Genomic DNA, 12,785 nt, shown 5'->3' on the forward strand with positions numbered 1-12,785 from the left:
CATGAATGGATCGGTCGTGAGCAAATATTAACGATGAGCGCCTAGCACTGGCCCATCATGTCGCGCACCGCTCTTCGCCAATCTCCCTCCTGGATCGGATCGGTCGCCACCGGCTGCGTCTATTTCGTCGCGGCGTCGCTTGCGCTCATGCTGTCGCGCTTTGAGGGCGGATTGGCGTTCATCTGGGGCGCCAACGCCTTCCTGATGGCGGAACTGCTGACATCGCGCACCGCCCATTGGCCGCGCGCGATCATCGCCTGCGGCATCGCCAGCGCCATCGCGACCGCCTGCTTCGGGATGGGGCCTCTCGCCGCACTGCCCATGGCGGCGATCAACATCGTCGAATCGCTGATCGTGGCCGTGCTATGCCGCTGGTTCGTGGCCGACCGGATGGTGACCGGATCGATTCGCCCGCTGATCGTGTTCATCGTGGCGCTGTGCGGCGTCGCCAACATGGTGTCGGGCGTCGCCGCAGCGCTGGTGGCGTCGGCCCTGACGCCCGTGTCCTTCGGCCATTCCTTCGTGCAATGGTATACCGGCCATGTCCTGGGCGGGCTGACCTGCGCGCCGATTCTGATCATGGCGTTCCAGGGCGAATTCCGGCGATGGATGGACGAGGCCTCGACCCGAACGAAGCTGGAGGCGGTGCTGTTACTCGGCCTGTTCGCGCTGACGACCGTCCACGTCTTCTTTTGGGCGCGCTATCCGCTGCTGTTCGCGCCGCTTCTGCCGCTGGTGCTGATCGCCTTTAGGGTCGGCCATATGGGGTCGGCGGCGGCGATCATCCTGCTGGCCGCGATCGGCGGCAGTGCGACCATGGCGGGGGTCGGCCCGCTGACCTGGGTTCCCGGTTCGACGGGCGACCGCATCCAGTTCTTCCAATTCTATCTCGCGCTCAGCTTCCTGCTATGTATGCCGGCTGCCGTCGAGCTGGCAGCGCGCAAGCGATTGTTCCTGATGTTGCAGCAGAGCGAGGCGCGGTATCGCGCCATGGCCGAATATAGCGGCGACGTGGTGCTGCACATCAGCCTGGACGGCACGATCCAATATGCGTCGCCATCGGCGACTGAGCAGATCGGCTGCGCCCCGGACCTGCTGGTCGGGCAGGCGGTCGCCAATCTGGTCGACCCGCACGATCGCGCCACCGTGATCGCGACCCATCGTCTCGCGCTGGAACAGCCGGGCGCAGTGCACAAGGTCGAGTTCCGGCCGCTGGTATCGACCGACGGACTGGAATGGTGCGAGATGGTGAACCGCGCCATGATCGATGAGCGCGGCCTGCCGAGCGGCGTAGTGAGCATGATCCGCGACATGTCGCGACACAAGGCGCGTCAGCGCGCGCTGCAACAGGTCGCCGCGCGCGATTCGCTGACCGGGGCGGACAGTCGCCGGGCCTTCCTCGACAAGCTGGACCGCGAGATCGAGCGCGTCGCCATCGGCGCCCGCTCGTCCTTGCTGCTGATCGATATCGACCATTTCAAGGCGGTCAACGATCGCTACGGCCATGGCGCGGGCGATCGGGTGCTGAGCGCCTTCGTGGAACGGCTGCGGCCTGGCCTGCGCGCGGGCGACAGCATCGGCCGGCTGGGTGGCGAGGAATTCGCCATTCTCCTGCTCGACAGCGACGTCGACCGGGCGAGCATGCTATGCGAAAGGCTGCGCGCCATCCTGACCGAGCCGATCACCGTCGGCGCGTCGCTGGCCATCGGCGTGACGTTCAGCGCCGGGCTGGTCGAACTGGACGGCGCGTCCGATCGGTCGGCGATGCTGGAAGCTGCCGACAAGGCGCTCTATCGCGCCAAGCATAGCGGCCGCAATTGCCTGCGTCTGGCGGCCTGACCTCCCACGCGCCGACGCGGAAAATTTGCAATGTTATGTTGTAACTTACGGTCGCTTGGCCTAAATACTCGCAACCATGAAGTTGACCTTGCGCCATGCCCTGATGAGTGGCCGGATCGATCGCATCGCGATCGCGCTGTCGGGCTTGTGCGTCGCCCATTGCTTCGCCACGGCTGTGATATTGGGCCTGCTGGCGTCGGCGGGCGGAATTTTCGAAAGCCCCATATTCCACGAGGCCGGGCTGGTGCTGGCGATTTTGCTGGGCGCGGTGGCGCTCGGCCATGGCGCGCTGGTCCATGGTTATATGATGCCCGCGGCGATCGGATCGCTGGGGCTGGGGGTGATGGCGGGTGCGCTCACCATGGATCACGGCCTGCAGGAAGGCGTCTACACGCTGATCGGCGTCGGCATCCTGGCGCTGGGCCACGATCTCAATCATCGCGCCGGCCGCTAGGGCCGACCGCAAGCGATCATGTGAGGGAGCCTAGCCGGCTCCCTTTTGCGGTCAGCGGCTCTTGCTGTCGAACCGATGTTCACCCTTCACCCAGCGCACGGTGCCGGTGCTGGCGCGCATCACCACGCTCTCGGTGGTCAGCTTGCCGCCGGGCAGGCGCTTGACCCCGTCGAGCAGCGAGCCGTCGGTCACGCCGGTCGCGGCGAAGATGCAGTCGCCCTTCGCCAGTTCGTTGAGGTCGTAGATCTTGTCGAGATCGGTGATGCCCCATTTACGGGCGCGTCCCTTCTCGTCCTCGTTGCGGAACAGCAGCTTGCCTTTGAACTGGCCGCCGACGCAGCGCAGCGCGGCGCAGGCGAGCACCCCTTCGGGCGCGCCGCCCGATCCCATATAGATGTCGATCGTGGTTTCCGGGTCGGTGGTGGCGATGACCCCGGCGACGTCGCCATCGGGAATCAGCATGATGCCGCAGCCGATCGCGCGCAGTTCGCCGATCAGTTTCTCATGGCGGGGCCGGTCGAGTACGCAGACGATGATTTCGTGCGGATCGACGCCCTTGGCGCGGGCGACCGATTCGACATTCTCCCGCACCGATCGTTTGAGGTCGATCGTGCCGTCGGGATAGCCGGGGCCGATCGCGAGCTTCTCCATATAGACGTCGGGCGCGTTGAGCAGGCCGCCCTCTTCGGAGATGGCCAGCACGGCCAGCGCATTGGGCCCGGCCTTGGCGGTGATAGTGGTCCCTTCGAGCGGATCGAGCGCAATGTCGATCCGCGGCCCGGTGCCGATGGCGTTGCCGACCTTCTCGCCGATATAGAGCATCGGCGCTTCGTCCCGCTCGCCTTCGCCGATGACGACGGTGCCGTCCATATAAAGGTCGTTGAAGGCGAGGCGCATCGCTTCCACGGCGGCGGCGTCGGCCGCCTTTTCGTCGCCGCGGCCGATCAGCTTCGATGCGGCGATCGCCGCCGCTTCGGTGACGCGGACCATTTCGAGCACCAGGACGCGATCCAGAGTCGAGCTTGCCTGCACCATCATTTTCCTCTGCCTGTTCTTATGGATCGATCCGATAGGCGTCCGGCCCGTTCTTGTCGAGCGAGGAAGGCGGACCGCATGGCTCATTTCGCAACGATTCGCCGCGACATGATACGGCCATGATTGGCTGCTTTTCTGGCATGATGAAGCGGCTTATTCTTCTCGCTCCGCTGGCGATGGCATCGCCTGTCCATGCGCAGGATGCGGGAGAGGATGCGGTGATGGCCGCCTATCGGGACAAGACGCGGGTCGTCCGTCCCTGCGATCGCAGCGGCGATGCTATCGTGGTGTGCGGGACGCGGGCGGAACGCAATGCGCGCGAGCGGCTGCCCCTGCCGCGCTCCAACGACGATGGCGGCGCCCCGTTGCGTGGGGAGGCGCCGCGGGCATCGGCCGTCGCCGTGCGGCAGGGCAGTTGCGGTGTGGTCGGCGGCCAGGGAACGGGCTGCACCGGCGGCTTGCCGGTGTTCCAGATGATCGGCGCGCTGGCCAGGGGCGTGCAGGCGATCGTCGATCCCGATGCCGACCTGTCGCCGCCGCCGCCCGAACGCATCAAGGGCGCCGGGCGGGATTAGGCGGCATCAATCCAGTATGTGCATGACCATCGGCGTGCCCAGCAGGCTGTCGGACCCCGCCAGCCGCTCCAGCGTGTCGCGCACGCAGCGCTCCTCACCGGCATGGGTGACGATCGCGACCAGCACGCCGTCGGCCTGGTTGGCGCCGCGCTGGATCATGCTTTCGATCGATACGCCCGCGTCGCGGGTGGCTGCTGCGATTTCGGCCAGCACGCCAGGGCGGTCCTGTACCTTGAAGCGCAGATAGCTGCGGCCGATGCGCGCGCCGGCGTCCGCCGTATTTTGCGGCGTCAGGGCGGCGACCGGCATGGCGAAGGCATCGCCATATTCGTCGCGCGCGACGTCGATCAGGTCGGCGACCACGGCCGACGCGGTCGGCCCGTCGCCTGCGCCGCGCCCCTGAAAGAAAAGGCGACCGACGAAATTGCCCTCTGCGACCACGGCGTTCAGCGAACCGTCGACATGGGCGAGCGGATGATCGAGCGGCACCAGCATCGGATGGACCCGCTGGAACAGGCCGTCCGGCCCGTTCTGCGCCATGCCGACCAGGCGGATGCGGAAGCCCAGCGCCGCCGCTTCGGCGATGTCGGCGGCGATGACATGGCGGATGCCGGTGGTCGCGACCGCGTCGAAATCCAGTTCGGTGCCGAAGGCGAGGCTGGCGAGGATGGTCAGCTTGTGCGCGGCGTCGACGCCGTCGATGTCGAAGCTGGGATCGGCTTCGGCATAGCCCAGATCCTGCGCTTCCTTCAGCACCTCGTCGAAGCCCCGGCCTTCCTTCTCCATGGTGGTCAGGATATAATTGCAGGTGCCGTTGAGGATGCCGTAGACGCGGCTGATCTCATTGGCGGCCGCGCCTTCGCGCATCCCCTTGATGACCGGGATGCCGCCCGCGACCGCGGCTTCATATTTGAGCGCGATGCCGCCCTGCTCGGCCAGCCGGGCGAGGTCGAGGCCATGATGCGCCAGCATCGCCTTGTTGGCGGTGACGAAGGGCTTGCCCAGGGTCAGGCACTGGCGCGCCAGCGTCAGGGCGGGGCCGTCCGCGCCGCCGATCAGTTCGACCACGACATCGACATCGTCGCGCGTGGCCAGCGTCGTCATGTCGTCCACCCATTCATAGGGTGACAGGTCGACGCCGCGATCCTTGTTCCGGTCGCGCGCGGAGATGGCGACGATCTGGATCGGGCAGCCGGCGCGGCGGGCGATCAGGTCGCCATTGGTCTCCAGCAGCCGAATCACCCCGCCGCCCACCGTGCCGAGGCCGACAAGCGCGACGCGCAGCGGGGCATGGCGGTGCAGATTGGTCATGGCGGCGTATCTTCCCTTCCGTGATGAACGCCGCGCTGATAGCCGCCCGCGCGAAACTGTCCAAGGAAAAGCGGGCGGCCGTCGCGCGCCCTCCGAATCAGGAGGTGGCGCGCGTCCGTCCACAGGGACCGAGCGCGGCGATCACCACGCCATAGTCGGCGCGTGCGGCTTCGGCGTCCTGCATCGACAGGGTGCGGACGGCGCGAGAGGGGAGGGTCGCGGGCAATGTACAGGCCAGCCGATACCAGAGCAGGCTGCCCGGCTCCGGCGCACGGGCGGCTTCGTCCATGATCTCGCCCAGCGCGACGGCCCAGTGCGGCGCCTGGCCCGGACGACGCAGGATCGATAGCGACACCGGATCGCCATTTTCGGTACGCAGGAAAATCTGCGTCTCGCCTTCGCCCGCAACCGTGCCGGCGACGTGGAAAGCGTCGCCCAGGTCCAGGATGCGGGGCGGCGTGTTGGGGGCAACCAGTTCCGACAATATCGCCTTGACCCGGTTCACCTCTGCAGGCGTGGCCGGAATTTGCGCGTCGGGCGCGATCAGCTGGATGTCGCCGGGTCGCCCGCCGGGCCGCGCGAAGAGGATGACCTGCGCCTTTTTGAGCTTGGTTATTTTGCCCCGCGCATCGAGCGGCGCGTCATAAAGATAGGTAACAAGGGGCGCGATTCCCGCTTCACCGCGAATCAGCCCCGTCACGTCGGCCTCGATAAACAGTCTTTTATGGCCTGCGGGGACCGTTCCGGCCTGTTCCGCCTTCAACGCGATGATGTTGCGAATACGCACATTGGCCACTAGCGGCGCTTTGTCCGCCAGGTCCACAATGTCGGCATAGGACAGGCCGGGACGGGCGGCAGATGGTTGCGTTACCATCCTGCCGCTTTGGGCAAAGGCCGGAAAAACCGCGGGAGATGCGGCGGAAATGAGGCACAACAATCCCAGGTGGCGCAGGCGGGTGGCGGATTTCATCGTCAGCTTCGTCCTATGTTTTTGGCCCGTGGCAAGGATGTCACAGGCAAGTCATTCCGATATGAAATGGTAACCGCAAATGAACAAATCGATAAAGCGTTTGCGTGCCACGATGCGTCGCGATAGGAGTTTGCGCGGTAGCAAATGAACGGGCAGGGGCCAAAGGCGATTGGGGTAGCTCGGTCGGCTTGGGTCGTTTTTGGCTGATTTTGTATAAACCACTGGTAAGATGAGTTAAGGAGTGTCGTTGCCGAATGGCCTATGCTGACCACTCGCAAGGATCGAGTCGGACTGTCTCGATCGTCATCGTCGCCCTGATTCACGCTGTTCTTGGCTATGCCTTCGTCACCGGTCTTGGCATGAAATATGTCAAAAAGGCGGCAGAACAGCTGAACGTGATCGACGTGAAGGAGGAACCGCCACCACCGGACGAGGAGCCGCCGCCGCCGCCGCCAGACCAGCCGGTCGAGCCGCCGCCGGTCGTCGCGCCTCCGCCGATTGTGCAGACCCCGGCGCCTGCGCCGCCGATCCAGACCGTTCGGACGCCCCCTCCGGTGTTCAATCCGGTTCCGGTCGCCGCGCCGCCGCCGCCTCCGGCTGCACCGCCGCCACCGCCTCAGGCCGCAACGCGCGCTTCGCCGCGTGGCGCTCCGGGCAGCTGGCTCAGCGATGCCGACTATCCGAGCCGCGCCCAGCGCGAAGAACGTTCGGGTACGGCCGGTTTCCGGCTGGAAATCGGCGCCGATGGTCGGGTGACCAACTGCACCATCACCTCTTCGACCGGCCATGCCGATCTCGACGAGGCGACCTGCCGCCTGCTGCCGAAGCGTGCGCGCTTCAAGCCGGCCAAGGGGTCTGATGGCGCGGAAATGCCCGACACCTACAACGGGCGTATCACCTGGCGTCTGCCGGAATAATCCTGATCGGGCAGGCGTGCGCTCGGCGCCGCCTGGCCCTAGCTTGATCTCATTGAGAGGGAAGTCTTGAACATGTTGATGTATCTCGCAGCTGCGGCTCCCAAGCCGGAAAACCCCTATGGCCTGATGGAAGCTCTGGAACAGGGCGGCACGATCGCCTGGACCGTGTTCCTGATCCTGTGCGCCATGTCGGTCGGTACTTTCTACGTCCTCTTCACCAAGCTGATCGAACAGCAGAAGGTGATCAACCAGGGCAAGAAGGTTCGTGCGACCTTCTGGCGCGCCGGTTCGCTCAAGGAAGCGTCGGCCAAGCTGGAAAAGAACTCGGCCTATAAGCAGATCGTCGACGACGGCATCAAGGCGCAGGAAGAGCATAGCAAGCTGAAGGACCCGGTCGAAGCACATGACTGGCTGCACGGTTCGCTGGCCCGCTCGGAAGCCGCGATCAACTCGTCGCTCGGCGGCGGTCTCGCCTTCCTCGCAACCGTCGGTTCGACCTCGCCGTTCATCGGTCTGTTCGGTACGGTTATCGGTATCTACCGCGCGCTGATCAAGATCGGCGCCGCCGGTCAGGCCTCGATCGACGCCGTCGCCGGCCCGGTCGGTGAAGCGCTGATCATGACTGCCCTGGGTTTGGCCGTGGCCGTTCCCGCGGTGCTCGCCTACAACTTCCTGCAGCGCCGCAACAAGTCGATCGCCGAACAGCTCAACGGTTTCACCGTCGACCTGCTCGCCTATCTGGTTTCGGACGGCGCCGTGAAGCCGACCGTTGCCGCCGCTCCGGCTGCTTCGGTCGCCAAGCCGGCTGCTGCGCCGACCAAGGCCTGATTGCCTTAAGACTCCGGTATGGGACCGGGTGGCGGCTGCGACCGCCCGGTCCCGCCGGACGTGGGCCCCGCCTGACGGGGCGCCATCGACACCAAGGTTAGGATAGTATCAATGGCAATGAGTGTTGGCCCCGGCGGCGGTGACGACAAGCCCTTGTCCGACATCAACACGACGCCGCTCGTCGACGTCATGCTGGTGTTGCTCATCATCTTTCTCATCGCGGTCCCGGTCGTCGTCCAGACGGTCGATCTGCAACTTCCCAAGGTTGCGTTCGAGCCGACCACGACGAAGCCGGAAAATGTGTCCCTTTCGGTCACGACGGCCACGGATGGCAGCTGTGCGGTGTTCTGGGGCATGGCCCCGGTCAACTCCAGTGAACTGCTGGATCGTGCCGTCGCCAAGCTTGAGGCGGACATCAAGAAGGCAGGCGGTGTCGAAAACATGACGCCCGAGGATCTGCCCGAAGTGCATATTCGCGGCGACATCAACACCCCCTATCGTTGCATCGGCGGGACCATCTATACGATGCAGCGCGCCGGTTTCCCGAAGGTGGGCTTCATCTCCGAGCCGGAACCCGGCACGTCGACGACCCGCCTCTGATCGGCTGATTAAGGAGATTTCGCTATGGCTATGAGCATGGGCTCCGATGATGGCGAGCCGATGATGGAAATGAACACGACGCCGTTGATCGACGTCATGCTCGTTCTCCTCATCATGTTCATCATCACCATCCCGATCCAGACCCACGCGGTTAAGATCGATCTGCCGCAGAACGCGCCGCCGACTGACAGCGTGATCGACCCGGTCAAGAACAAGGTCGCCATCGACCCGGCCGGGATCATCACCTGGAACGGTTCGCCGATCGACCTGCTGACCTTGCGTCAGTATCTGCAGCAGTCGCTGCGCCTGCCCGTCGAGCCGGAACTGCAGTTCCAGCCCAACGCCGCCACCCGCTATGTCGTCGTCGACCAAGTGTTGGCGGAGATCAAGCGTGCGGGCGTGACGAAGCTGGGCTTCGTCGGCAACGAGCAATATGGCAACTTCTGATCGCTGACTGCCAGCGACCCTTATCCCGCACAGGACTTCCCGGTTGGCGGGTTGGGTTTGCTGGATCATGCGATGGAAGATGACAGAGACAAAAGGGTCGCCCTCGGGTGGCCCTTTTTTTTGTGCGTCGGGAATGAGGACTGAACCGCCACGCCGGCCGATTTAATCTTTTGCTTACCTCGACCGCCGATAATGCGGCCGAAGCAGCGCGGTATCGATCATGAGTGCGGAACGGAAATCAGAATATGACCGCAAGGGCCGGGCGGCCGAGCGTCGCCACGTCCAGATCGGGGTCAAGGTCCGGCGACCGGGTGAAACCTGGTTCACCAGCCGGATCACGGACATGTCCGTCACCGGATTTCGCCTGCAAAGCTTCATGAAGCTGACGATCGGCAGCGATCTGTGGATCATGTTGCCGGGCTTCGAAGGGCGCCGCGCCCGCGTTCTGTGGACCCGCGGTCCCGAATCGGGCTGCACCTTCGAACGGCCGCTGCATCCCGCGATACTCGACCATATCGTTCGCCTGAACGAGACGGGTGGCTCATACTGACGCGCGACGCATCGCCTGGCGCCATCTGAGCGCCAGACGGATATCAGGCGGCTGGCGCATCCTGGAACTGGAGACTGGCGAGGCGGGCGTACAGGCCGTCCCGGGCCACCAGCGCGGCATGATCGCCCTGTTCGACGATACACCCTTCGTCCATCACGAGAATACGATCCGCCGCGCGCACCGTCGCCAGTCGATGGGCGATGACGATCGTCGTGCGCCCGCGCATCAGCCGGCCAAGCGCATCCTGCACCAGCCGTTCGGATTCGGCGTCGAGCGCGGAAGTGGCCTCGTCCAGCAGCAGGATCGGCGCATCGCGCAGCAGCGCGCGGGCGATCGACAGCCGCTGGCGCTGGCCGCCCGACAGGCGCGCCCCGCCCTCGCCCATCTGGCTGTCCAAGCCCTGCGGCAGGGCGCGCAGGAAGGCTTCGGCATTGGCGGCGCGGGCGGCGTCCCAAATCTGTTCGTCGGTCGCGTCCCAGCGGCCGTAGCGCAGATTGTCGCGCGCCGATGCGGCAAAGATCACGCTGTCCTGCGGCACGATCGCCATCATGGCGCGCAATGCGGCGGGATCGGCATCAGGCAGGGCGACGCCGTTCAGGCGGATGACGCCCGACCCCGGATCGTAGAAGCGCAAGGCGAGCTGGATGAGGGTCGATTTGCCCGCGCCGGAGGGGCCGACGACGGCGACCGTCTCGCCCGGCGCGACAGCAAAGGAGACGCCATGGAGTGCGGCCTGATCGGGCCGGGTGGGATAGTGGAAATGCACATCCTCAAAGCGAAGATGCGCGCCATGATCGCCGGCAGGCAGCGGGACGGGATGGGTTGGCGGCACGATGTCCGGCTCGGCCGTCATCAGTTCATGCAGGCGGCTGGCCGCGCCCGCGCCGCGCAACAGGTCACCCCAGCTTTCGGACAGCGATCCGAACGCGCCGGCGACCAGGCCGCCGGTCAGGACGAACGCGGCGATGCTGCCGCCCGACAGGCGACCGGCGGCGACATCGAGCGCGCCCTGCCACATCACCGCCGTGATCGATCCGAAGACGAGTGCGATCACCACCGCGGTCATCACCGCGCGCAGGCCGATCCGCCGCCGCGCGGTGGCGAATCCGCTTGCCACGGTCGCGTCGAAGCGGGCGGCTTCACGCCCTTCCTGCCCGAAGGCCTGGACGATCTTCATCGCGCCCAGCACTTCGCTGGTGACGCTGCCGATGTCGGCCAGCCGGTCCTGGCTGGCGCGCGACAGGCCGCGTACCCGGCGGCCAAGGCCGATCAGCACCAGCAGGATGACCGGAATGCCCAGCAACAGCATCGCTGCCAGCTTGGGCGCCAGCGCGAAGAGGTAGATCAGCCCGCCGATCCCGGTGACGAGGTTGCGCAGCGCGACCGAGACGGTCGATCCCACCACCTGTTCGACGATCGCCGTGTCCGCCGTCATGCGGGAGGCGATTTCGGAGGGGCGATTTTCCTCGAAGAAGCGCGGCGCCTGGCGCAACAGATTGGCCTGGGTGGCGCTGCGGATGTCGGCGACGACGCGCTCGCCCAGCCAGGACACGAAATAGAAGCGCAGCGCGCTGGCGATCGCCAGGACGATGACGATCATCAGCAGATAGGCGAACCAGCGGCTGATGTCGCCGCCGCCCATGAACCCCTTGTCGATCACCAGCCGGAACCCGCTGGGGATGCCCAGCGTCGCCGCGGACGACACGATCAGCGCCAGCAACGCGCCGGCGATGCGGCCCGGATAGCGACGGGCGAACCCCCACAGCATCGTCAGGCTGCCAAGGGCGGGTCGCGCGTCGGCGCGGGCGGCGGGTTGCGGGGCATCCTCCATGGATGCGGCGCTTAAAGCGATTTCAAGTCAGATGGAACATCTGAAGACTCCAGCGAAGCGAAATCGCGTAAACCGGGGCGCCAGCAGCGTCGCCCCGCCGCAATCGGCCGTTCAGGCGCCGGGGGCGATCTCTCCCGCCAGTTGCATGACGCGGCGGGCGTCGCCCTTGCCGGTCAGGGCGTACGCCATGATGCCGGCTTCCCAATAGGCGACGACGTCGCCCTGTTGCCGGGCGATCAGCGGCGTCGCCTCAGCCGGCGTTTCGGCGCGATCCGCGAAGAAGGACAAGGCTTCCCCCTGCGGCGTGCGCAGGGACATGGCGATCGCCGGACTGTCCGCGGTCGGAAAGAGCTGGACGTCGGTCACGCGCCATCCGGCGGGCAGGGCGGGCAGCACGATGCCGGTCGACCGTTCGATCTCCTGCGGATCGAACGTCGCACTTTCGACCTGGGATGCCATGCGTTGGCGCAGGAGGCCGGCGCGGCGGGAGGCGGCCGCTTCGTCCAGGAATGTGCTGGCCTGCGCGCTTTGCGGAAATTCGCCCAGTGCGCCGCGGGCGATCCAGCCGCTGGCGAGCAATGCGGCGATGGCGGCGGCGCGTCCGACATGGCGCAAGGTACGGCCGGCGTCATTGTCATTGGCGACCGGCAGGCGGGTGTCGCGGCGGCGGCCGACCAGCGTGCCCTTGGTCCCGTCCTTCACCAGGCGGAAATCGATATGCGGCCAGCGCTGCCGCCAGCGCCGCGCCACCAGCCGCTCGCCGGGACGGGCGGCGTCGTCCAGCAGGACCACGCTGTCGGGGGACAGGCGCGCGAACAGGCTGTCGGCCGCGCCGCGCACGAGCGGGTGAACGCTCCAGGGCGGCCCGTCGATGATGATGAGGTCGATCTGGTCGGGCAGGGCATCGATGGCATACCAGCGGCCCGGCCAGTCGGCGCTGTCATGGGTCAGCGGGGCGTGGCGGATGTCGACGTCGAGCGCGTGGTCGGCCAGCCACTGCCGGGTCGCATCGACAAAGCCGCCATGCTGGTCGAAACTGTGCAGTCGGCCGCCGCCATGCAATTGCAGGGCGCGGGCGGCGATGAGGGAGGACGCGCCCGCCCCCAGTTCCACCACATGGGCGGGGCGCAGCCGGGCGATCTCCCGCACGATGTGGCGCAGGAATCCGACATCGGCCTTCCAACTCCCCAGATGCGGCAGGGCGTCGTGCGGCAATTGCAGTTCGTCCAGCAGGGCGCGCTTATCCGCCGGGCGCCCGCCCGACAGGCTGGCGAGCAGCCAGGGCCAGCCGATCGCGCCGAAACCGATGCGCCAGGCCATGTCCGACAGGCGGCGCGGCAGGTCGCTGTCGGCATGGTGCGCTTCGGTGAGCGCGAGGAGGCCGGTGAGGTCACGGGATGTCACTGTAAAAACATGCTCCTTGTCGAA

General features: G+C 66.2%; 13 protein-coding genes. 8 read left to right on the top strand and 5 right to left on the bottom strand.

What is annotated here, in order from left to right:
- Positions 1 to 57: 57 nt before the first annotated feature.
- Positions 58 to 1,839 carry a diguanylate cyclase gene (locus ABT375_RS14500; protein ID WP_416463063.1) on the top strand — a complete coding sequence of 594 codons (1,782 nt, stop codon included), beginning with the start codon at positions 58 to 60 and terminating at the stop codon, positions 1,837 to 1,839.
- 76 nt (positions 1,840 to 1,915) lie between these two features.
- Positions 1,916 to 2,293 carry a MerC domain-containing protein gene (locus tag ABT375_RS14505; RefSeq protein WP_224547867.1) on the top strand — a complete coding sequence of 126 codons (378 nt, stop codon included), beginning with the start codon at positions 1,916 to 1,918 and terminating at the stop codon, positions 2,291 to 2,293.
- Positions 2,294 to 2,344: 51 nt separating this feature from the next.
- On the opposite strand, the gene glpX is transcribed toward ABT375_RS14505, so the two are convergent.
- Positions 2,345 to 3,328 (bottom strand): class II fructose-bisphosphatase, encoded by a 984-nt coding sequence (gene glpX / locus ABT375_RS14510; RefSeq protein ID WP_224548042.1) that lies wholly within the window; start codon positions 3,326 to 3,328, stop codon positions 2,345 to 2,347.
- 140 nt (positions 3,329 to 3,468) lie between these two features.
- Between glpX and ABT375_RS14515 the strand changes: the two genes are divergently transcribed.
- Positions 3,469 to 3,903: a hypothetical protein gene (locus ABT375_RS14515; RefSeq protein ID WP_224547868.1), complete on the top strand. Its 435-nt coding sequence runs from the start codon at positions 3,469 to 3,471 to the stop codon at positions 3,901 to 3,903.
- Positions 3,904 to 3,909: 6 nt separating this feature from the next.
- Here the strand turns inward: ABT375_RS14515 and ABT375_RS14520 are convergent, their stop codons facing one another.
- Both ABT375_RS14520 and ABT375_RS14525 read right to left on the bottom strand, forming a co-directional pair.
- A complete protein-coding gene (locus tag ABT375_RS14520; protein WP_224547869.1) occupies positions 3,910 to 5,214 on the bottom strand; it encodes a homoserine dehydrogenase in 1,305 nt (434 codons plus the stop codon).
- A gap of 97 nt (positions 5,215 to 5,311) precedes the next feature.
- A complete protein-coding gene (locus tag ABT375_RS14525; RefSeq protein ID WP_416463064.1) occupies positions 5,312 to 6,184 on the bottom strand; it encodes a hypothetical protein in 873 nt (290 codons plus the stop codon).
- 254 nt (positions 6,185 to 6,438) lie between these two features.
- Between ABT375_RS14525 and ABT375_RS14530 the strand changes: the two genes are divergently transcribed.
- The 5 genes from ABT375_RS14530 (at position 6,439) to ABT375_RS14550 (ending at position 9,526) form a co-directional block, all read left to right on the top strand.
- Complete coding sequence (locus ABT375_RS14530) at positions 6,439 to 7,101, top strand: energy transducer TonB (RefSeq protein ID WP_224547871.1); 663 nt, start codon at positions 6,439 to 6,441, stop codon at positions 7,099 to 7,101.
- A 72-nt stretch (positions 7,102 to 7,173) separates the two neighbouring features.
- Positions 7,174 to 7,929 carry a MotA/TolQ/ExbB proton channel family protein gene (locus ABT375_RS14535; protein WP_224547872.1) on the top strand — a complete coding sequence of 252 codons (756 nt, stop codon included), beginning with the start codon at positions 7,174 to 7,176 and terminating at the stop codon, positions 7,927 to 7,929.
- A 111-nt stretch (positions 7,930 to 8,040) separates the two neighbouring features.
- On the top strand, positions 8,041 to 8,529 hold the full coding sequence (locus tag ABT375_RS14540) for an ExbD/TolR family protein (protein ID WP_224547873.1): 489 nt from the start codon (positions 8,041 to 8,043) through the stop codon (positions 8,527 to 8,529).
- 24 nt (positions 8,530 to 8,553) lie between these two features.
- Complete coding sequence (locus tag ABT375_RS14545; protein WP_224547874.1) at positions 8,554 to 8,976, top strand: ExbD/TolR family protein; 423 nt, start codon at positions 8,554 to 8,556, stop codon at positions 8,974 to 8,976.
- A gap of 220 nt (positions 8,977 to 9,196) precedes the next feature.
- Positions 9,197 to 9,526, top strand: a complete 330-nt coding sequence (locus tag ABT375_RS14550; RefSeq protein WP_224547875.1) for a PilZ domain-containing protein — start codon at positions 9,197 to 9,199, stop codon at positions 9,524 to 9,526.
- A 43-nt stretch (positions 9,527 to 9,569) separates the two neighbouring features.
- Here ABT375_RS14550 and ABT375_RS14555 read toward each other — a convergent pair whose 3' ends face one another.
- Both ABT375_RS14555 and ABT375_RS14560 read right to left on the bottom strand, forming a co-directional pair.
- The gene (locus tag ABT375_RS14555) at positions 9,570 to 11,357 is read right to left on the bottom strand and encodes an ABC transporter transmembrane domain-containing protein (RefSeq protein WP_416463065.1); all 1,788 of its coding nucleotides are present in this window, start codon (positions 11,355 to 11,357) and stop codon (positions 9,570 to 9,572) included.
- Positions 11,358 to 11,468: 111 nt separating this feature from the next.
- On the bottom strand, positions 11,469 to 12,761 hold the full coding sequence (locus ABT375_RS14560; RefSeq protein WP_416463066.1) for a class I SAM-dependent methyltransferase: 1,293 nt from the start codon (positions 12,759 to 12,761) through the stop codon (positions 11,469 to 11,471).
- Positions 12,762 to 12,785 lie beyond the last annotated feature (24 nt).

Origin of the sequence: Sphingomonas sp. VDB2, from assembly GCF_047946695.1 — a bacterium.
In the GTDB taxonomy this organism is placed as follows: Bacteria; Pseudomonadota; Alphaproteobacteria; order Sphingomonadales; family Sphingomonadaceae; genus Sphingobium; species Sphingobium bisphenolicum.